Annotated in this window: 16 protein-coding genes; 10 read left to right on the top strand and 6 right to left on the bottom strand. The window is 69.8% G+C overall.

What is annotated here, in order from left to right; genetic code table 11:
* Positions 1–146: 146 nt before the first annotated feature.
* The 5 genes from ACWGI6_RS06440 to ACWGI6_RS06420 all read left to right on the top strand — a co-directional run bounded on the left by ACWGI6_RS06440 (position 147) and on the right by ACWGI6_RS06420 (position 6,461).
* Complete coding sequence (locus ACWGI6_RS06440; protein ID WP_453266433.1) at positions 147–1,943, top strand: glycoside hydrolase family 13 protein; 1,797 nt, start codon at positions 147–149, stop codon at positions 1,941–1,943.
* Positions 1,944–1,998: 55 nt separating this feature from the next.
* Entirely contained in the window at positions 1,999–3,333 is a 1,335-nt protein-coding gene (locus ACWGI6_RS06435; RefSeq protein WP_453266432.1) for an ABC transporter substrate-binding protein, read from the top strand.
* Between the two features lie 18 nt (positions 3,334–3,351).
* Entirely contained in the window at positions 3,352–4,755 is a 1,404-nt protein-coding gene (locus tag ACWGI6_RS06430; protein ID WP_453266431.1) for an ABC transporter permease subunit, read from the top strand.
* A complete protein-coding gene (locus ACWGI6_RS06425; RefSeq protein ID WP_453266430.1) occupies positions 4,752–5,633 on the top strand; it encodes a carbohydrate ABC transporter permease in 882 nt (293 codons plus the stop codon). Before ACWGI6_RS06430 ends, ACWGI6_RS06425 begins: the two co-directional genes overlap by 4 nt.
* Positions 5,634–5,906: 273 nt before the next feature.
* Positions 5,907–6,461, top strand: a complete 555-nt coding sequence (locus ACWGI6_RS06420; RefSeq protein ID WP_453266429.1) for a GNAT family N-acetyltransferase — start codon at positions 5,907–5,909, stop codon at positions 6,459–6,461.
* A 99-nt stretch (positions 6,462–6,560) separates the two neighbouring features.
* Here ACWGI6_RS06420 and ACWGI6_RS06415 read toward each other — a convergent pair whose 3' ends face one another.
* The 4 genes from ACWGI6_RS06415 to ACWGI6_RS06400 form a co-directional block, all read right to left on the bottom strand.
* Positions 6,561–8,816, bottom strand: a complete 2,256-nt coding sequence (locus ACWGI6_RS06415) for a HelD family protein (protein ID WP_453266428.1) — start codon at positions 8,814–8,816, stop codon at positions 6,561–6,563.
* A gap of 216 nt (positions 8,817–9,032) precedes the next feature.
* Entirely contained in the window at positions 9,033–9,602 is a 570-nt protein-coding gene (locus ACWGI6_RS06410) for an AMIN-like domain-containing (lipo)protein (protein ID WP_453266427.1), read from the bottom strand.
* A gap of 287 nt (positions 9,603–9,889) precedes the next feature.
* Complete coding sequence (locus tag ACWGI6_RS06405) at positions 9,890–10,678, bottom strand: DeoR/GlpR family DNA-binding transcription regulator (RefSeq protein ID WP_453266426.1); 789 nt, start codon at positions 10,676–10,678, stop codon at positions 9,890–9,892.
* A 38-nt stretch (positions 10,679–10,716) separates the two neighbouring features.
* A complete protein-coding gene (locus ACWGI6_RS06400; protein ID WP_453266425.1) occupies positions 10,717–11,757 on the bottom strand; it encodes an NAD(P)-dependent alcohol dehydrogenase in 1,041 nt (346 codons plus the stop codon).
* 363 nt (positions 11,758–12,120) lie between these two features.
* Between ACWGI6_RS06400 and ACWGI6_RS06395 the strand changes: the two genes are divergently transcribed.
* Positions 12,121–12,393, top strand: coding sequence for a hypothetical protein (locus ACWGI6_RS06395; protein ID WP_453266424.1), 273 nt, complete (start codon positions 12,121–12,123; stop codon positions 12,391–12,393).
* A gap of 14 nt (positions 12,394–12,407) precedes the next feature.
* Here ACWGI6_RS06395 and ACWGI6_RS06390 read toward each other — a convergent pair whose 3' ends face one another.
* Positions 12,408–13,802, bottom strand: a complete 1,395-nt coding sequence (locus ACWGI6_RS06390; RefSeq protein ID WP_453266423.1) for a tetratricopeptide repeat protein — start codon at positions 13,800–13,802, stop codon at positions 12,408–12,410.
* Positions 13,803–14,453: 651 nt separating this feature from the next.
* On the opposite strand from ACWGI6_RS06390, the gene ACWGI6_RS06385 reads away from it, so the two are divergent.
* The 3 genes from ACWGI6_RS06385 (at position 14,454) to ACWGI6_RS06375 (ending at position 17,384) form a co-directional block, all read left to right on the top strand.
* Positions 14,454–16,166 (top strand): purine-cytosine permease family protein, encoded by a 1,713-nt coding sequence (locus tag ACWGI6_RS06385; protein ID WP_453266422.1) that lies wholly within the window; start codon positions 14,454–14,456, stop codon positions 16,164–16,166.
* A gap of 152 nt (positions 16,167–16,318) precedes the next feature.
* Entirely contained in the window at positions 16,319–16,558 is a 240-nt protein-coding gene (locus ACWGI6_RS06380) for a chaplin (protein ID WP_453266421.1), read from the top strand.
* Between the two features lie 313 nt (positions 16,559–16,871).
* Entirely contained in the window at positions 16,872–17,384 is a 513-nt protein-coding gene (locus ACWGI6_RS06375) for a DinB family protein (RefSeq protein WP_453266420.1), read from the top strand.
* A gap of 16 nt (positions 17,385–17,400) precedes the next feature.
* On the opposite strand, the gene rho is transcribed toward ACWGI6_RS06375, so the two are convergent.
* Positions 17,401–18,768, bottom strand: a complete 1,368-nt coding sequence (rho, locus tag ACWGI6_RS06370; RefSeq protein WP_453266419.1) for a transcription termination factor Rho — start codon at positions 18,766–18,768, stop codon at positions 17,401–17,403.
* Positions 18,769–18,968: 200 nt separating this feature from the next.
* Here rho and ACWGI6_RS06365 point away from each other — a divergent pair, with 200 nt between their 5' ends.
* Complete coding sequence (locus ACWGI6_RS06365; protein WP_453266418.1) at positions 18,969–19,700, top strand: class I SAM-dependent methyltransferase; 732 nt, start codon at positions 18,969–18,971, stop codon at positions 19,698–19,700.
* Positions 19,701–19,712: the final 12 nt, after the last annotated feature.

The following is a 19,712-nucleotide window of genomic DNA, read 5'->3' as shown; positions in this document are numbered from 1 at the left end:
GGCCGCTCAATTCTCCATAAATCCGGGCATCTCACAGCGAGTTTCGACCTTTTCGTTGACACTCGAAAGACATCTCTACTTAACATGCATGCATAACAGCGATTGCAGCCGCACGGCATGCCCATGCAAGAACGGGATCACGGCAGATGCTCATAGCCACGGCAGGTAACGGCCCCTCGGCCGACTCCGCGCCCTCTCCCTCCCTCCCCGGTCCGGCCTCCCCGGCGCTCACGCCGGCCGCCACCGGGTCCCCGGACACGGCACAGCGCTGGTGGCGCGATGCGGTGATCTACCAGGTCTACGTCCGCAGCTTCCTCGACAGCACCGGCGACGGCATCGGCGATCTGGCCGGCGTCCGCACGGGGTTGCCGTACCTCAAGAAGCTCGGGGTGGACGGCATCTGGCTCAGCCCCTTCTACCCCTCCCCGCAGCACGACCACGGCTATGACGTCGCGGACTACCGCGATGTGGACCCCGTATACGGCGACCTTGCCGAATTCGACCGCCTGGTGGCCGACGCCCACCGGCTGGGCCTGAAGGTGCTGCTGGACATCGTCCCCAACCACTGCTCCAGCGAGCACCCGTGGTTCCGGGCCGCACTGAAGGACGGGCCGGGCAGCACGGCCCGGTCACTGTTCCACTTCGCCGACGGGCGCGGGGAGGCCGGCGAGCTGCCGCCCAACAACTGGCGGGCCATGTTCGGCGGTCCCGCCTGGTCCCGGGTCACGGAGGCGGCAGGCGCCGAGGGCCAGTGGTACCTCCACATGTTCACGCCCGAGCAGCCCGACCTGAACTGGCGCAACCCCGCCGTCGCCGCCGACTTCGACCAAGTGCTGCGCTTCTGGCTGGACCGCGGTGTCGACGGCTTCCGCATCGACGTGGCCGCCGGGCTGTTCAAGCACCCCGAGCTCCCCGACTCCCCCGACCCCTCGGCCGACGAGCGGACCCGCGACTCGGTCAACCCGCTGGCCTGGAACCAGCCCGAGGTGCACCAGGTGTGGCGCGACTGGCGCGCGCTGTGCGAGGAGTACACGGCCCGCGACGGCCGCGACCGGCTGCTGGTCGGCGAGGTCTCCGTACGGACACCCGGCGAGCAGGCCGCCTACGTCCGGCCCGACGAGCTGCACCAGGCGTTCTTCTTCCACCTGCTGACCGCGCGCTGGGACGTCGGCACCTTCCGCCGGGTCATCTCCGAGGCGCTGACCGATATCGCGGGCACCGGTTCCACGGTCACCTGGGTGCTCAACAACCACGACCAGGTCCGGACCGTCACCCGCTACGCGGCCGAAGCCGGCGCCGGCGATGGGGGAACCGTCCCGGTGGCGCCGCCCGGACGAAGCCTGGAGGAGGCGTCCGGCGGAGGGTTGGGTCCGGCGCGCGCCCGCGCCGCCGCCCTGCTGATGCTGGCGCTGCCCGGCGCCGCGTACATCTACCAGGGCGAGGAACTGGGCCTGCCGGAGGTCGTCGACCTGCCCGACGAGGTCCTGACCGACCCGATCTACCACCGTACGGGCAGCCGGGAGCACATCCGCGACGGCTGCCGGGTGCCGCTGCCCTGGTCCGGACACGCCTCCCCGTTCGGCTTCACCTCCGGTACCGACGCGGCGCGGCCCTGGCTGCCGCAGCCCGCCTGGTTCGCCGACCACGCCACGGACCGGGCGCTGGCCGACACCCGGTCGTTCTGGCATCTGTACCGCGAAGGGCTGCAGCTGCGCCGCAGCCTTCCGCAGCTCGGCGAAGGCACCCTGCGCTGGCTGGATTCCCCGCCCCAGGTGCTGGCCTTCGACCGTGGCGACGGTCTGGTCTGTGCCGTCAACTTCGGCACCGAGCCGGTGCCGGCTCCCGTACCCGGTGTCCCGCTGCTGGCGAGCGGCGACTGCCCCGCAGGAACGCTCCCGGGCTCCACCACCGCCTGGTGGATGCACGCTCCCGCCCCCCGATAGCCCCACCCCTCTCCCCCTCTCCCCCTCCTCGTCAGTCCTCCGAAGGGAACCCACCATGAGACGACCCGCAGTTCGACACATCCGAGCCGCCGTGTCCGGCTCCGCCGTACTCGGTCTGGCGCTCTGTGCCACCGCATGCGGCGGCACCGTGTCCGCCGGTGGCAAGAAGCAGGAGCTCAACGGCCAGAACGTGACCGTGGCAGGCGTCTGGACCGGCGTGGAACAGCAGAACTTCAAGAAGGTCCTGGACGCGTTCTCCGAGAAGACCGGCGCGAAGGTCACCTTCGCCTCCACCGGCGACAACGTCTCGACCGTCATCGGCAGCCAGGTCGAGGGCGGCAACGCCCCCGATGTGGTGATGGTCCCCCAGGTCGGTGTGCTCCAGCAGTTCGCCAAGAAGGGCTGGCTGGCTCCCCTGTCGGCGGAGATCGGCGCCGAGGCCAAGAAGAACTTCGCGCAGGTGTGGAAGGACTACGGCACGGTCGACAAGACCTACTACGGCCTGTATTTCAAGGCCTCGCACAAGTCGACCGTCTGGTACAGCCCGGAGGCCTTCAGCCAGGCCGGGGTCACCCCCGCGAAGACATACCAGGAGCTGCTGAAGTCGGGCCGTACGCTGTCCGACTCGGGCGTGCCGGCGTTCTCCGTCGCGGGCGAGGCGGGCTGGCCGCTGACCGACTGGTTCGAGAACATCTACCTCTCCCAGGCCGGTCAGGAGAAGTACGACAAGCTCGCCGCCCACAAGATCCCGTGGACGGACCCCAGCGTGGTCAAGGCGCTCACCGCGCTCGGCAAGCTGTTCAGCGACAAGAACCTGGTGGCGGGCGGCGGTTCGGGCGCCCTGCGCACCGACTTCCCCGAGTCCGTCCAGCAGGTCTTCGGCCCGGAGCCGGGGGCGGCCATGGTCTACGAGGGTGACTTCGTCAGCGCCCTGGTCACCGATGAACTCCACAAGGAGGTCGGCAAGGACGCCAAGTTCTTCCCCTTCCCTGCGGTCGACGGTGGCAAGGCGCCGGTGGTCAGTGGCGGCGACGCCGCGGTGGTGCTCAAGGCCGGGAAGAACAAGAAGGCCGCGATGGAGCTGGTGAAGTATCTGGCCACTCCCGAGGCGGCCGGCGTCTGGGCCAAGGCGGGCGGCTATATCTCGCCCAACAAGAAGGTGCCCGCCGACGCGTACCACGACGAGGTCGCCCGCAAGGCCGCCCGGTCGCTGACCGGCGCCGGGAACTCCGTGCGCTTCGACATGTCCGACCAGGCCCCCGCGGCGTTCGGCGGCACCCAGGGCGCCGGCGAGTGGAAGCTCCTCCAGGACTTCCTGCGCGACCCCTCGGACCCCGAAGGCACGGCCCACAAGCTCGAGGCCGCCGCGGCCAAGGCGTACGGAAAGTAAGGACCAAGGGCCCGACCCATGCCTGTCACCACTCCCGCGGTGCCGCCCGCCACCACGCGCGGCACCGCGCCCCTCCCCCCGGGCGGCACGCCCGGCAGAGCAACCGACCCCATGCGGCGCGCCGCCCGGCGCCGTCGCCGGATCGCCGCGGTGTTCCTGTTTCCCGCGCTGTTGCTGCTGGGCGCCCTGGTCGCGTACCCCATCGTGTTCTCGGTCGTCCGCAGCCTGTACGACGCCTCGGGCAACACCTTTGTCGGCGCCGGCAACTACTCCGCGATGTTCCAGGACCCCGCCACGCTGCGGGCCATCCGCAACAGCGCGATCTGGGTCGTCTTCGCCCCCGCGCTGCTGACCGGACTCGGTCTGGTCCTCGCCGTCCTGACCGAGAAGATCCGCTGGAAGACGGCGTTCAAGCTGCTGATGTTCATGCCCATGGCGATCTCCTTCCTCGCCGCGGGCATCATCTTCCGCCTCGCCTACGAGCAGGACCCGCAGCGCGGTGTCCTCAACGCGATCACCGTCGGCGTCCACGACAAGGTCGAGGGGGAGTCCACCTCCTTCCCCACCGCCAAGGCGCGCCTCGGCGACAAGCGGCTGACCAAGGGCCACGACGGCTCCTACCGCACGGCGCACCGCACCGGCCCGGGAAACATCGTCAACCTCGGACTGGTCGGCGTCGCGCCCAAGGACATGCCGTCGCAGGCACGGCCCGCCGCACAGGCCGCCACGTCCCCGGCCGGCGACGGTGAACTGCGCGGCGTGGTCTACCTCGACTTCACCCCCGGCGGTGGCGGCGCCCCCGGCAGGGTGGACCGCGCCGAGCGCGGACTGCCGAAGCTCTCCGTCGAGGCGGTCGACTCCCGCGGCAAGGTGGTGGCCACGGCCACCACCGCGGCGGACGGCTCCTACCGCCTGCCCCATCTGGCGTCCGGGTCCTACGCCGTCCAGCTCCCCGCCAAGGATTTCGCCGCCCCCTACGAGGGCATCTCCTGGCTCGGCCCGGCCCTCATCACCCCCGCCATCATCGGCGCCTATATGTGGATCTGGACCGGCTTCGCGCTCGTCCTCATCGGCGCGGGACTCTCCTCCATGCCGCGTGACGTCCTGGAGGCCGCCCGGGTGGACGGTGCGAACGAGTGGCAGGTCTTCCGCAGGATCACCGTTCCGCTGCTCGGGCCGGTCCTGGGCGTGGTGTTCGTGACGATGGTGATCAATGTGATGAAGGTCTTCGACCTCGTCTACATCATCGCCCCCGGTCCCGTGCAGCAGGACGCCAATGTCCTGGCCCTGCAGATGTGGCTGGTCTCCTTCGGCGGCGGCAACAACCAGGGCCTCGGCAGCGCCCTCGGTGTCCTGCTGCTGCTCCTGGTGGTCCCGGCCATGGCCCTCAACATCCGACGCTTCCGCAGGAGCCAGTCATGACCACCGTCCCCGGAACCGCCGCGCACCGCAGGCGGACGACGGCACGGCCGGCGAAGCGCATCAGCCGCGGCGCGATCCAGCTGTTCCTGCTCGTCATCGGCCTGGTCTGGCTCACCCCTGCCGCCGGACTCTTCCTCTCCTCCCTGCGTACGGAGGAGAAGAACGCGAGCAGCGGCTGGTGGACCGCTCTCACCGCGCCCGGTCAGCTGTCGCTGGACAACTACACGGCGCTGCTGAAGGACTCGGGCATCGTCCAGGCGTTCTGGAACACCGTGCTGATCTCGGTGCCCACCACCCTCGCCGTGGTCGTGATCGCCGCGCTGGCCGGATACGCCTTCGCCTGGATGGACTTCCCCGGCCGGGACTGGATCTTCCTGGTGGTGGTCGCGATGCTGGTGGTACCGGTCCAGATCGGGCTGCTGCCGGTGGCCAAACTGTTCGGTGCACTCGGGCTGTTCGGCTCCATCCCCGGCGTGGTCCTCTTCCACACCGCCTACGGCCTGCCGTTCGCCATCTTCCTGCTGCGCAACTACTTCGCGGAGATCCCCAAGGAGATGCTGGAGGCCGCCCGGATGGACGGCGGCGGGGAGTGGCGCATCTTCTCCCAACTGGTGCTGCCGCTGGGCCGCCCCGCCATCGCCAGCCTGGCCATCTTCCAGTTCCTGTGGGTCTGGAACGACATGCTGGTCGCGCTGCTCTTCGCCGACAACGCGTCGCAGCCGCTGACGGTGGCACTCCAGTCGCAGATGAGGCAGTTCGGCAGCAACATCGGCGTCCTGGCGCCGGGCGCCTTCCTGTCCCTGATCGTCCCGCTGATCGTGTTCTTCGCCTTCCAGCGGCACTTCGTGCAGGGGATCATGGCAGGTTCGGTCAAGTAGTCCATCCGCCGGTGGTGCGGTAACCGGGCCGTCCGGAGGGGCCGTTGGGGCGTGGGCGGGTCCGGCCGTCCGCGCCTGCCGGGTGGCTGACGCCGTATGTATCGTTCTTGATCATGAGTACCGCGCTCGTCGTCGCCTCGCTCTCGACCTGGACACGTCCGGGTTCGAGGGCTGATGGCGAGAGAAATTCCTCCGCACCGGTCCGGATCGGCACTGGTACGGGGACGGCATTATTCGATCGTCTCCCGGACCTGAGCGGGTTAGGTTGGCGCGATGTCCGAACTGCGAACCGAGCGCCTGCTGCTGCGTGCGTGGCGGCATTCCGACCTTGCGCCCTGGGCGGCGATGAATGCCGATCCCGAGGTCCGTCAGCACTTCCCTGATGTCCTGACGCCTGAGCGGAGCGCGGCGTCCGCCGCTCGTTTCCAGGCCGATCTCGATGAGCGCGGCTGGGGGTGGTGGGCGGTCGAGGTGCGCGCCACGGGGGAGTTCATCGGGTTCACCGGGCTGGATCCGGTGGAGGAGGACCTGCCCTTCACCGGCGTGGAGGCCGGATGGCGGCTGACGCGGTCGGCCTGGGGGCAGGGTTACGCCACCGAGGCCGCCGAGGCCGCCCTGGACTTCGGCTTCACCACCCTCGGCCTGACGGAGATCCTTGCGGTGACGACCGCCACCAACCTCCGCTCCCAGGCCGTGATGCGCCGCCTCGGTATGGCCCGCGACCCCGCCGACGACTTCGACGATCCCGGCGTGCCCGACGGGCCGCTGCGCCGGATCGTGGTGTACCGGATCTCCGCCGGAGCGCAGCGGGCCAAGAAGCGAGCGTAGGGCCGGGTCGCGGTGCGGTCCGCAGGCCACGCCCGGCCCGTCAACTGCGGCTCACCCGGGGCGCCGCATCTCACCGTACGGCGCCCCGGCAGCGTGCGGTCACCGGCCGGCGGGGGCGGCGTCCGGCGTCGGCAGCGTCTCCAGTCCCGCCGGCAAGGGCACCGAATGTATGACGCCGAGCCGTTGCGTCGCCCGGGTGAGCGCGACGTAGAGGTCGCTGGCCCCGAGTTCCGCCGGTTCCACCACGATCACCGTGTCGAATTCCAGCCCCTTGGCCTGCCGTGGGTCGATCAGTACCACCGGGCTGGTCAGATCCGGGGAGGCGCCGGCGGAGGCGGCCGGGAGGGCGGCCGAGAGAGCCTCGTGGCGGGAATGGGGGGCGATCACGGCGAGGCGGCCTTCCCCGTCGGCCTCCCGTGCGACGGCCTCGGCGACGGCGCGCGCGAGGTCGTCGGTACGGTGCGCCCATGGGCGCACGCCGGTGGACCGGATCGAGCGCGGCGGTTCGAAGGCGGGGTCCGTGGCCCTCGGCACCTGCGCCGCGACATCCATGATCTCGCTCGGCGTGCGGTAGTTGACCCCGAGCCTGACGTGCTGCCAGCGGTCGCCGGCGTACGGCGCAAGGATGGTCTCCCACGAGCCGCAGCCGCCCGGCTCGGCGGTCTGTGCCGGGTCGCCGACCAGGGTCATCGAGCGGGTGGGGCAGCGGCGCATCAGCAACCGCCACATCATCGCGGACAGCTCTTGTGCCTCGTCCACGATGATGTGGCCGAACGCCCAGGTCCGGTCGGCCGCGGCGCGTTCGGCGGCGGTGCGGTGGTCGGCCTCCTCGTGCCGGTCGGCGAGCCGTTCCGCGTCCAGCAGGTCGTGCGCGGCCAGCACCTCCGACTCGTCATCCGCGCGGTCCTCGAACTCCTGGGTACGGGAGCCGTAGGAGAGTTCGAGCACGCCGTGGGCATACTCGATCTGCTCCTGTCGTGCCGCCTCGGCGGCGGCGCGGGCCGCCGAATCGTCCTCGCCGAGGAGTTCGGCGGCCTCGTCCAGCAGGGGAATGTCCGCGGGGGTCCAGTCGCCGTCCGCGCGGCGGATCATGTCCGCGTCGGCGTCCGGGAGGTGGGCGGGGGCGGCGAGGAAGTCGGCGACCAGCCGCTGTGGCGTGAGGACGGGCCACAACTCCTCGATGGCGCGGTGCACTTCGGGGCTGGTGGCGATCGCCTTGCCGAGCTGGGCGAGGTCGTCGGGGCCGAGGAAGTTCGGCCCGCCGAAGGGGTCCGCACCGAGCCGGTCGGCCACTTGCGCGGTGAGTGCGTCGATGATGCGGAACGCGAAGTGGGGACGGGCGAGGTTGTGCGGCAGCTTGGTCTCGCGGGCGAAACGTCGCGCCTCGTGCGCCATGGCCGCGTCGAGCCGCAGCTCGCCGTCCTCGTGGTCGATCATGATCTCGGGGTCGGGCAGGGTCTGCCGCTCCCGTACGCATTCCGCCAGCGCGTCCGCCATCGCCGCACCGCCCTTGATCGCGGCGGCTTCGGCGGTATCGGTTCCGGTCGCGGTCACGCCCGGGAAGAGCTCACCGGGCGTGGCGAGCAGGACGCCCGTCTCGCCGAGCGAGGGCAGCACCTCCTCGATATAGCTGAGGAATGCGGGGTTGGGACCGACGATCAACACGGCGCGGCGGGCCAGCAGTTCACGATGCGCATAGAGCAGGTACGCCGCGCGGTGCAGCGCGACCACGGTCTTGCCGGTGCCGGGCCCGCCCTCCACGACGAGAATGCCGTGGTGCGGGGCGCGGATGATCGCGTCCTGCTCCGCCTGGATGGTCTGCACGATGTCGTGCATCCGTCCGGTGCGCGCCGCGTCCAGCGCGGACAGCAATACGGCGTCCGCGTCAGCGCTCTCGTGCCCGGTGCGTACGGTGTCGGCGAGGTCGAGGATCTCGTCATGGAGGGCGGTGACCCGCCGGCCCTCCGTGGTGAGGTGGCGCCTGCGGCGCAGCCCCATCGGGGTGTGCCCGGTGGCGAGGTAGAACGGGCGGGCGACCTCGGCCCGCCAGTCGATGACCAGCGGGGTCCGGTCCGCGTCGTCGCGCCGGATTCCGATGCGGCCGATGTGGTGGTCGTGGCCGTCCCGGAATACCAGCCGGCCGAAGCACAGGCCGTTCTCGCCGGCGTCGAACGCGGCCAGCAGGCCCGAGTGCTCGGCCACCAGGACATCCCGCTCCAGCCGCGCCTGGGCATTGTTCCCGCCCTGCGGCAGGGCTTCATTTACCGCTGTCTCGGCACCGGCCCGAAGTTCGGCGAGGCGTTCATAGAGCAGATCAATGAATTCCTGCTCGTGCCGCAATTCCTCGTTTGACAATTCAGCTCCGCTCGGATACAGTTCGGAATGAAGTTGGGCTTACTTCCCGTATCGGTGAAGACACAGAAGCCCTCAATATACACAGAGAAATACCCCGGCCGTCAATTCGGACCGGGGTATTTTTCTGTGTGCCGCCGGAGCTTTTACCCGAGAGTCAGGCGGGTCGCCTCGCCCTTTCCGCAGAGCCGGGCGGGCGGTCCTCGGCGATGCGGCGGGTCACCACGTGTGGGCGACGTCCACGATCAGCTCATGACCGGACTGGAGTACCCGGAACGGCAGCTTGGCGCGCAGTCCCAGGCCGACCTGGGTCTGCCCCTCGAAGCTCGCCCCGAACCTGGTGTCCTTGAACGTCTGGTATCCGGTGAGGTTCACCCCCGGCAGCGGCTTGCCGGCCGTTCCGGCGTAGGTCTGCTTGCCGGTTGCCGGGTCGTGGCTGGGCGCGGACACATAAATCTGCAGGATGGCGCCACCCTTGACGGGTATCCGCTCGCCCGAGCCGTCCTGATGGAACGCATCGACGTACCCGACGTGGTAGCCGAGCTTGCCGGTCGCGCCGCCGATGTCGAAGACCATCCGGTCGTAGCAGGTGGTGTGGCTGGTCCTGATGTTCTTCAATGGCTTGGTGTTCGCGTCCGTCGCCGACTTGCCGGCACTGCCCCAGGCGGTCGAGCAGGCCGCGGGGGCCTTGCCCGCCGGGCCGGTCGCGGCACCGGCCACTCCGGCCGCGCCCGCCACCCCGGCGCCCGCCAGCACGAGCGCCGCGGCCATTGTCCCCAACCGTCGCATGAATAACCTCCAGAGAAGAGTGCATACAGGTGCGCGCAGTAGGACGGTCGGAGTTGCGGGGGCGTTGTCCGTCGGACGGCTTTTGGCCGCCGACAGGGCCAAGTTGTCGCGAAATCGAAGCTTGTTGATCAGTCGGCGCCTCCCTACCGGTCGATGAGGCGGCGCAGTCGGGGCGGCGACGCATGCTGACAGGCCGCTCGCCCCGTGACCGGAGTTGCCGTGGTCTGCGCCGAAGTGAGCGCAGGGGCCGCCCCCGCACGCACCGGCAGTACGGCGCCGCGGTGCCCTCAGGCGTCGGCCACGTCCACGGTGATGCCTCTGCGGCGCAGTTCGGCGAGCTCCCCGGACGGTGCGCCGCGGTCGGTGACGACCCGGTCGTAGCGGGCGATGTCGCTGTAGGCATGTGTGGCGGTCTTGCCGAACTTGGTGTGGTCCACCAGCAGCAGCGACCGCTGTGCGCAGTCCAGCATGGCTTCCTTGACCTCGGCGTAGTCGCGTAGGGGATGGAAGAGCCGGCCGCCGAGCACGGACACCGCGGACATCACCGCGAGGTCGGCGTGGAGACGGCCGAGGGCGCGGAGCACCTCGGGGCCGACGCAGGAGCCGAACTCGCCTCGGTAGCGGCCGCCGAGGAGGGTGACGTCGACGCCCGGTGTCTCATCGAACAGCCGGGCCACACCGAGGGAGTTGGTGACCACGGAGACCGCCTCGGTTCGCGCGATGCGGGCCGCGAGCGGGAAGACCGTGGTCGAGTCGTCCAGCACGACGGTGCTGCCGGGCCGGATCTCGTCGGCAACGGCGGCGCACAGCGCCTCCTTCACCGAGAGGTTCACGCCGATGCGGAAGCGGGTGGCGGTCTCCATGGTGAGGGTCGGGAACGGCGCGGCCCGGCCGCGCTCCTTGCGCAGCAGCCGGCGTTCGGCGAGCTGGTCCAGATCGCGGTGCATGGTCGCGAGGCTGACCCCGAAGTGTCCGGCCAGTTCGTCGATGCGCACTTCTCCGTGCTCGACGACATGGGCCAGTACGTCCCGCCGTCGCCGGTCGACCTCGGCCGGCGACGACCGTGTGGAAGCCATCGGGGCCGCCCCTTTCCGGTCGGACAGCGGCAGCGCGCCTACCGCTGCGGGTAGATGACAGCCTTCACAGCGGTCGCGTCATGGGTGGCGACGGTCAGTGCGCTCTCGGCCTCGGCAAGACCGTAACCGTGCGAGACGAGGGAGTCGAGCCGGACCCTTCCCGACTCCACCAGGGCCGTTGCGGTGGGCCAGGTATGGGCGTAGCGGAAGGTACCGGTCAGCTCCAGTTCGTAGTTCTGCACCCGGCTCACGGGCAGCGGCACCTCGGCGCCGCCCATACCGATGAGCACCACCCGTCCGGCCCGGCCGACGGTGCGGATCGCCTCGCTGCTCACGGCGGGCACGCCGGAGCACTCCAGGAGGACGGTGGGGGTGTACTCCGCCTCGGGCAGCGGAGTGCGGGAGACGTCGACGGCGGTGGCGCCGGTGGCCCTGGCGAGGTCGAGGCGGTGCGGGAGCACGTCGGTGACCAGTACGTCGCGCGCGCCGAAGGCCCGTGCGGTCTGGGCGGCGACCAGGCCGATGGGCCCGGCGCCGGTGATCAGCACGCGGTCGCCGGGGGCGACGCGGGCCTTGCGGCAGGCCCAGACCGCCACGGACAGCGGTTCCAGCAGGGCGGCCTCCTCGACGGTGAGGGATGCGGGCACCTCGTGGGCGAAGTCCTCGCGCACGGCCAGGTATTCGCAGAAGGCACCGTCGACCGGCGGTGTGGCGAGGAAGCGCATGTCCGGGCACAGGTTGTAGCGGCCCGGTCGGCATTCCGCGCAGCTGCCGCAGGGCGTGCCGGGCTCGATGGACACCCGCCGCCCCATCCGGCGTGCGTCGGCGCCCGGGCCACAGGCGACCACCGTGCCGGCGGCCTCGTGCCCCAGCACGAGTGGCTCGCGTACGACGAAGTCACCGATGCGCCCGTGCCGGAAGTAGTGCACATCCGAGCCGCAGGTCCCGACCGCCTCGACACGGATCAGGACCTCACCCGGACCGGGGGCGGGAACGGGGCGTTCCTCGATGCTCAGCTGCTCGGGTCCGTGCAGTACGGCGGCACGCATGGTGGCGGGAATCCCGGATGTGGCGGTCATGGCGGGCTCACGGCTCCCTCGGGGTGCGGGGGTGGGGCGGGGGCGTTGCGCGAGCCGGCTCCGGGCCGGTGCGCGCCCCTTGGGTTCGGCACGGTACCGCCTCTTTTTTTATCAGAGGAGTCTTGACTTCGCACAAAATATGAGAAGACTTGCGTCGGCTCACCCTCTCCGCACGTACGCATGCGTCGGTGCGCCCCACCCCTTTGCTCACCCGATCAAGATCAACCCGCTTGGAGAGTCCATGAGCAGCCCCGCTCGCCCTCGAACGGCGCGGACACCGGCCACCGGCCCTCCGCCGGCCGTCCGCGGCCACTCCCGATGCGCGGGCGTCCGCTCGCGACACTGGCGGGCAGTGTCTCGATCATGCGGCGCCGCCCACGCGTGGCCATCGGAGCCGCGGTGCGCGTCTTCAGCACCGGTTCCCAGTTCGGTTTCCTGGTCTGTCTGCCGTTCTTCTTCACCGAGACGGTCGGCTTCAGCACCTCGGCCTGGCTGCGCCTGCTCAGCGTGATGTTCGCCGCCCTGCATCTCGCCACCGCCGTCGCCATCCGATTCCTCGAACCCGACCCGGAGTTCACGGCGCCTGACGTCCCGCCGGCCGTCGATGACGCGGGCCTGCCCGCAGAACGTCACTGACCTCGCGGAACCACTCACCCCGATGCCTGCGCGACGGCGCGGGCACGGGCGGCCGCCGCCCGCGCCGGGTCGCCTAGCTGTTCCTCCAGCCGGGCCTTGGCCGACCAGTTGTACGGGCAGACCGGGCGCAGGTGGATACGTTCGCTGAGCAGGGTCCGCGCCAGGTCGGCGCGGCCGGCCCGGAGGGATGCTTCGACGAGGGTGCGCTGGATCGCGTCCCGCTGGGCGTGACTGCCGCCGAAGGTGTTCAGACGGTGGCGGACGGGCAGCAGCTGATCGACGGCCCGGCCGTATTCCTGCTGCCCGTAGGCGATCAGTGCGCGGCAGACGGGCAGTCCGACCTCGGCCGTCATGGCGCGGTTGGACCCGCCGGACTCCGCCGCCACCCAGTTTTCCCGGTCCTGGACGAGGCGCCGCGCCTGGGCGAAGCGGCCTGCTCCCACATAGGCCATGACGGCGTGTGCGTCGTTGAAGGCATAGTGCGGGCCGTCCTGGCGGCTCTCCCAGGCGTCGGCGAGCCGGGCCCAGCGTGCACTCTGTTCGTCCTGCGCCAGGTACAGCCGCCACAACAGGGCCGCGGCGTCCAGCAGTTCCATCGCGACACCGGCCGAGGCGTCGTGGTGGAGCGCGGAGTCGTAGATCTCCAGGACCCGGGCGGTGTCACCGAGCTCCAGCGTGTAGAGGGCGTAGTGCCACCAGTTGTGGACGGTGAGCAAGCTGCCCTGGGCCCAGTCGTCCGTACGGGCGTCGAGAAAGCGGATCCCGTCCGTGAAGCGTCCCCGCATCTCGTAGGTGTGCACCACGCCATGGATGCCCCACACGTCGCCCGGATGCTGCGCAAGGGCCGCCAGCCCGACCTCCTCCGCCCGTTCGTAATGGCCCGACTCCTCCAGGCCAAACGCATACATGCCGAGCAGTGGCCCGTGGTGGGGGTCGTCCTCGTCCCAGACATCCAGTGCTCCGCCGACCCGGTCCCGGAGGCGCTGGGCGTCGCCGGTGAGGAAGTCGCGCTGGTGACCCGCGAACAGTGCCAGCACATCGCGCGGGAAGGCGACGGTGAGGTCACCGAGGGTGCGGCCGGCACCGTGAAGGTCACCGTCCAGCCATGCCGTTGCGGCGGCAACATGCATACGTTCCCGGGGCGTCAGCCGCTCGGTGTCCAGGCCGGAGCGGAAGCGGACGAAGCGGTCCCGGGCCGCGGCTGCGTCCTTCTCCTCGGTGCCCAGCACCCCCAGATAGGCGGCCAGCGTCTGCCCCATCACCGACCGCGGCGAGGCGGCCAGTACCGCCTGCGACGTCTCCGCGATCCGGGGCCGGAAGAACAGCAAGTCGTCCAGCGCCTGTTCGTAATGGCCGAGGGCCTCGGCGCCGGTATCGCTCATCGGGTGCCCGTGTCGGTCCGCTGTCATGGTGACTCCTGCGGGGTGAGTAAGGGGGATGGACGGGGCGGGTGGGGCCGGCCGGGCCACGCCAGGCACACCCCTTGCGGTGCCGGGCCGCTCCGCCGTCGGCAGCCTCCTCATGTCTACCCCCTCCACGGCACGAGCCGCGAGGACATGCCTCTCATGGCGCCATGGTCCCTCCCCCGGAGAAACCCGGCAGCACCCCACACCGCTGACGGCAGCGCACCGCCGGGACCGGTGTGCGCGAGAGCGCGGCAGCCGGCCGGCGGGGGGCCGTCCGCCGCGGTGCCTGCCCGGCTTCGCGCCGCCGCGGAAACGTCCGCTTCATCTGCGAAGACGTTGCGGGAAACACGCGCTCCCTAAGGTCCCCGCCATGGACACAGGACCGGATACGCAGTCCGCCACCTCACTGCGCCCCCCGGCACATGCGCCTCACGGCCACCGTCGCCGGGGGCTGCCCCCGGCAACGGCCTCGGCCGTCGAGCCGCACAGCGGCACGTCCTGACCCGACGGTCCGGCAGCACACCGTCCGGGTCCGCTCCCCCTGCGCAGCACCGCACTCCCGCCTCGCCAACGCTGTCGCGCGCCACACGGTCTCCCCTGCCGTGGGCGTGGCACATCGCGTCGCATTCCCACCGCCCCCTCAGGAGGTCCGGCATGAGCGTCGAGCCACAACTGACCGCCCCCGACAGCAGTCATCGGCCCCCACCCACCGAGGCGCCGGTCGACAAAGCGGCCGACGAGACCCTGGAGGACTACACCCTCCGGTTCGCCCCGCGCAGCTACCGCCGCTGGACGCCGATGGTCGTGGCGACCACCGCGCTGGGCGGCATCGCGTACATGGCCGACTTCTCGATCGGTGCGGGCATCGGGCTCACCCATGGCACCGGGAACGCCTTGGCCGCGATCCTCGTCGCCGCGGTGGTCATCTTCATCACCGGCTTCCCCCTCGCCTACTACGGGGCGCGCTACAACATCGACCTCGACCTGATCACCCGGGGCTCGGGCTTCGGCTACTACGGTTCGGTCCTGACGAGCGTCATCTTCGCCAGCTTCACCTTCATCTTCTTCGCCCTCGAAGGCTCGATCATGGCGCAAGGCCTGAAGCTGGGCTTCGGTCTGCCCCTGTGGCTGGGCTATGTGATCTCCACCTTCATGGTCATCCCGTTGGTCATCTACGGGATGAAGGCGCTCAGCAAGCTTCAGGTCTGGACGACCCCGATCTGGCTGCTGCTGATGGTGGGGCCGCTGCTCTATCTGATCACCACGGACCCCGGCACGGTGCACACCTTCCTCTCGTACCGGGGCTCCGACGGCGACGGCGGGATCAACTCCGCGTCGGTGCTGCTGGGCGCGGGCGTCTGTCTGTCGCTGATCGCGCAGATCGGCGAGCAGGTCGACTATCTGCGCTTCATGCCGCCCAAGACCGAGCAGAACCGGCGCACTTGGTGGACGGCCGTCGTGATGGCCGGACCCGGATGGGTCGTGCTCGGCGCACTCAAGCAGGCCATCGGTGTCTTCCTGGCCGTCTACATCCTCTCCGAGGTGGGCGCGGCCTCCGCCACCGAGCCCATCCAGCAGTTCACCGGCGCCTTTGCGGCCATGATGCCGTCGTGGCTGGTCATCCCGCTGGCCGTGGTGCTGGTCGTGATCAGCCAGATCAAGATCAACGTGACCAATGCCTACTCCGGTTCGCTGGCATGGACGAACTCGTTCACGCGCGTCACCAAGCGCTACCCGGGCCGGATGGTGTTCGTGCTCGCCAATCTGGCCTTCGCGCTGATCCTGATGGAAGCGGACATGTTCAGCTTCCTCAACAGCATCCTGGGGTTCTACTCCAATTGCGCCATCGCCTGGATCGTCACCGTCGCCACCGACATCATCGTCAACAAGTACCTGCTGAAACTCTCCCCGCAGGCCCCCGAGTTCCGCCGCGGCATGCTCCATGCGGTCAACCCCGTCGGAGTGGTGGCCTTCACCGCCGCATCCGGTCTGTCGATCGCCCTGTACTTCCACGCTCTGGGTGACACGCTCCAGCCGTACTCACCGGTCGCTGCGGCAGTGATCGCCTTCGTCCTCACGCCCCTGATGGCCATTCTGACCAAGGGCCGGTTCTACCTGCGGCGCACCAGCGACGGGATCGACGCTCCGCTGCTGGACCCGGACGGCAACCCCAGTTCGGCCCCGTACGAGTGCCATGTCTGCCAACAGGAGTTCGAGCGTCCGGACCTCGCCGCCTGCCACCGGCACGCCGCGGTGATCTGCTCGCTGTGCCTGAGCACCGACAAGACCGGCGCTCATGTCCTGCCGGCGGCCCCCGCTTCGTCAGGCAGCGGCACGGCAGTCAACACAGACAGCCATATCACCTAAAAGTCTGCTCTTCGCGTCCTGTGCCGCTGGAGCGGGTGCCGGTGGGGAACGACAGCCACGTACGGGCGGCGCACAGCCGTGGTGCACAGCGCCCTACGGGGGCCTTCAGCGCCATGTGCCGCAGTTCCTCCACCAGTTAAGGAGACCGATCGATGGCTCACCGGATCAAGAGTGCCCTCGCGACCGCGGGTGCCTGCGCCGTCGTCCTCGGCGGTGCAGGTATCGCCACCGCCGACAGCGGCGCCCAGGCGGCATCCCTCAACTCACCCGGCATCGTGTCCGGCAACACCATCCAGGCCCCCATCCACATTCCGGTCAACGTCTGTGGCAATACCATCAGCATCATCGGGCTGCTCAACCCCACCTTCGGTAACCCCTGTATGAGCGACTGACGCCCGTTCGGCGCGCGGTCGTGCGGAGCGGTATATCCGTCGCCCGGCGCGCGTCGGCCCGAAGTGGCCCCCGAATGCGGTCGCCGGGGGCCACTTCACCACGAAAAATCCCGTGCGCGGCGTCGTCGGCCGGGCTAAGGGCTGTCCCGTAATCCCTGGCGGATCAGCGCACGGCGTCAGATGCGGTGCATCGCAAGGCGGAGGGACGTCCGGATACTGGGCGTATCCGGATGTTCCGACAACGCGGCGAGGTGCCGTAGCTGTCGTCGTGCGCCCGCCAGGGATTACGGGACAGCCCTTAGCCTCTGCGCTCATGCCGCCTTCTCGTATTCGTCCTCCCTTCGACGCCGACGAGCGGACCCAGCTCATCGGGTGGCTCGATATGCAGCGCGCGATCATTCACTGGAAATGCGAGGGGCTGTCGGACGCCGACACCCACCGCTCCGTCCTGCCGAGCTCACCCCAGATGTCGATGGCGGGGCTCGTCTCCCACCTGCGTTGGGTCGAACACACCTGGTTCGAGGTCGTGCTTCTCGGCCGACCGGCCGTGGGGCCGCAGTTCGACGACGGGCCCGAGGATGCCGACATGATGGTCGACGGGACCCCGCTCCCCCAGCTCCTTGCCGACTACGAACGGCAATGTGCGGTGTCGAACGAGATCATCGCTGCCCATTCGCTCGATGACGTGGGCAAACACCCCGACTTCCGGGTTGCTGCCGCGAGCCTACGGTGGATGATGTTCCACATGATCGAGGAAACCGCCCGGCACGCAGGCCATATGGATGCCGTCCGGGAGCTTCTCGACGGTGAAAAGGGTTACTACTGACCGGAGTTCGTGTCGGTCATCCGCCCGGGGCGGTTTGCTGCACCTGCCGCAGAAACGTCGCGTTGTCGGGCGTGCGCCGGACCTTGTCGAGCAGGGACTCCATGCTGGTCTGACCGTCCCCGGTCCGGAGGGCGCGACGCAGTCGGCGGATGGCCGCCAACTCCGCTTGCGGGAGCAGCAGTTCCTCGCGGCGGGTGCCCGAGGCGGTGATATTGACCGCTGGATAGAGCCGCCTGCCCGCGAGTTCACGGTCCAGACGGAGTTCCATATTGCCGGTGCTCTTCAATTCCTCGAAGAAGTAATCGTCGGCCCGGGATCCGGTCTCCACCAGGGCCGTGGCAAGGATGGTCAGCGAGCCGCCTTCCTCTGCGTGCCGCGCCGCGCCGAACAGCCTCTTGGGGCCGAGCAGCGCGCCGGCGTCGACGCCTCCGCTCAGGGTGCGGCCGCCCGACGTGGCGGCGTTGTTGTGCGCCCGGCACAGGCGGGTGAGGGAGTCGAAGAGGATGACGACGTCCTGTCCGAGCTCGACGAGTCGTTTGGCGCGTTCCACGGCGAGTTCGGCGAGGGCGATGTGCTCCTTCGCCGGCCGGTCGAACGTCGAGGCGAGCACCTCTCCGCGTACCGAACGGCGCATGTCGGTCACTTCTTCGGGCCGTTCGTCGATCAGCACCACCATCAGCCGGGATGCGGGGTGGTTCTCGGCGACTGCGGCGGCGAGTTGTTGCAGCAGCACCGTCTTGCCCGTCTTCGGGGGTGCCACGATCAGCCCCCGCTGGCCTTTACCGACCGGTGCGATCAGATCGACGATGCGCGGCGCCGGCCCGCCGGCCGCACTTTCCAGGCGCATACGGTGTTGCGGATGCAGCGGCGTGAGGTCACGGAAATGCGGTCGCCCGCGCACCGCATCCGGGCTTCGTCCGTTGACCGACTCGACCTGGGCGAGCGACCGCGGCCGCGTGCACGTTCCTACGACGAAATCGCCCTTGCGCAGGCCCGCTTTACGGATCAGTGCAGCGGGCACCCGGACATCGCCGGACGAGGCAAGGCAGCCCTCCGCTCGAAGAAAACCTCCTTCCTGCCGGCCGTTCGCGATATCCAGGACCCCGGATGCCGATACGGCGGGGTTCTCCGAGGCCGCGACAGCGCGCTGGGGAAAGGGGCTGGAGGCGGAAGGAGAAGCAGAAGCGGCCTTGGCGGGCTGCCTGCTGACGTGGGGAGACGGGGGAAAAGTAGGTGAAGTACTGGTCATGGGGTGTCCTGTGTCCTCTCGGGACGTGGGTCCGTGGGTCGAGGTGGAGGGGGAAATCCGGCAGGAAAGGGCGGTGAGTTCACGCCCTGCAGGCGGGCAGAAAGGCCCGCGCCGGAACGGGAAGGAAAGCCGCATCGCTGGACTGTGGAGGTCGAACAGTCGGTGCCTGCTGGATCGCCGGTCGTGAAGGACGGGCGCCACAGCGAGGGGAATGCGATGGGGGAACATGACGCACCGGCGCCGTAAGAGCGGCGAGCGAAAGTGCGTTCCATTCGGACGGTACCACACGGCGCGGCCCAAGCGGCGAGGTGTGGACCAGTTCTATGCTGAGGTCAATGTTCGCACCTCAGGGCCCCACCTTCCGTGAACTCGCCGTGCAGGCACTGTCCTCCATCGAGCGCGGCTATGACCTGCTCGCGCCGAAATTCGACCACACGCCGTTCCGGACCCCGGACGCGATCCTGACGCCCGTGTCGCGGGCGCTGCAGCGGCTGGGACCGTTCGACAGTGGCCTCGACCTGTGCTGCGGCACCGGGGCGGGCATGGACGTGCTGCGGCAGATCTGCCGGGAGCGGGTCACGGGTGTCGACCTCAGTGCGGGAATGCTCGCCGAGGGCCGCGCCCGAGAGCGGGTGACCGCGGGCGTCCCGTCTGCCGAGTGGGTGCGTGCGGACGCTCGGGCGCTCCCCTTCGGACCGGTCTTCGATCTCGCGGTGAGCTTCGGCGCGTTCGGGCATTTTCTGCCCCGGGAGCGGCCGGGGCTGTTCTCGCAGGTGCACTCCGTGCTGCGGCCCGGTGGCCGGTTCGTCTTCCCGATCGGGGCTCCTGCGCGGCCGGGGTCGCCCGGCTATTGGACGTTGCTGGCTTTCGACGCGGCGATGCGGGTCCGCAACGCACTGTGGCGGCCGAGCTTCGTCATGTACTACCGGACGTTCCCGCTCACCGAGGTGCGGGCGGAGCTGATGCGGACCGGTTTCGATGTGCAGCTCTGCGCCCTGCCTGAGCTCGGCCGGCGCCCCGACGGCAGCCCGCGGTGCCGGCTGGTGGTGGCCACCCGGGCCGCCTGAGGGACGTGTGCG

It is taken from the genome of Streptomyces sp. NPDC054786 (assembly GCF_053611685.1).
This window is presented reverse-complemented; position numbering and strand designations above follow the sequence as displayed.

What these genes read in the sequence shown, in the direction of transcription:
- ACWGI6_RS06440 (WP_453266433.1), top strand. Translation starts at nt 147, where the DNA reads ATGCTCATAGCCACGGCAGGTAACGGCCCCTCGGCCGACTCCGCGCCC.
- ACWGI6_RS06435 (WP_453266432.1), top strand. Translation starts at nt 1,999, where the DNA reads ATGAGACGACCCGCAGTTCGACACATCCGAGCCGCCGTGTCCGGCTCC.
- ACWGI6_RS06430 (WP_453266431.1), top strand. Translation starts at nt 3,352, where the DNA reads ATGCCTGTCACCACTCCCGCGGTGCCGCCCGCCACCACGCGCGGCACC.
- ACWGI6_RS06425 (WP_453266430.1), top strand. Translation starts at nt 4,752, where the DNA reads ATGACCACCGTCCCCGGAACCGCCGCGCACCGCAGGCGGACGACGGCA.
- ACWGI6_RS06420 (WP_453266429.1), top strand. Translation starts at nt 5,907, where the DNA reads ATGTCCGAACTGCGAACCGAGCGCCTGCTGCTGCGTGCGTGGCGGCAT.
- ACWGI6_RS06410 (WP_453266427.1), bottom strand. Translation starts at nt 9,602, where the DNA reads ATGCGACGGTTGGGGACAATGGCCGCGGCGCTCGTGCTGGCGGGCGCC.
- ACWGI6_RS06405 (WP_453266426.1), bottom strand. Translation starts at nt 10,678, where the DNA reads ATGGCTTCCACACGGTCGTCGCCGGCCGAGGTCGACCGGCGACGGCGG.
- ACWGI6_RS06400 (WP_453266425.1), bottom strand. Translation starts at nt 11,757, where the DNA reads ATGACCGCCACATCCGGGATTCCCGCCACCATGCGTGCCGCCGTACTG.
- ACWGI6_RS06395 (WP_453266424.1), top strand. Translation starts at nt 12,121, where the DNA reads ATGCGGCGCCGCCCACGCGTGGCCATCGGAGCCGCGGTGCGCGTCTTC.
- ACWGI6_RS06390 (WP_453266423.1), bottom strand. Translation starts at nt 13,802, where the DNA reads ATGACAGCGGACCGACACGGGCACCCGATGAGCGATACCGGCGCCGAG.
- ACWGI6_RS06385 (WP_453266422.1), top strand. Translation starts at nt 14,454, where the DNA reads ATGAGCGTCGAGCCACAACTGACCGCCCCCGACAGCAGTCATCGGCCC.
- ACWGI6_RS06380 (WP_453266421.1), top strand. Translation starts at nt 16,319, where the DNA reads ATGGCTCACCGGATCAAGAGTGCCCTCGCGACCGCGGGTGCCTGCGCC.
- ACWGI6_RS06375 (WP_453266420.1), top strand. Translation starts at nt 16,872, where the DNA reads ATGCCGCCTTCTCGTATTCGTCCTCCCTTCGACGCCGACGAGCGGACC.
- rho (WP_453266419.1), bottom strand. Translation starts at nt 18,768, where the DNA reads ATGCGGCTTTCCTTCCCGTTCCGGCGCGGGCCTTTCTGCCCGCCTGCA.
- ACWGI6_RS06365 (WP_453266418.1), top strand. Translation starts at nt 18,969, where the DNA reads ATGTTCGCACCTCAGGGCCCCACCTTCCGTGAACTCGCCGTGCAGGCA.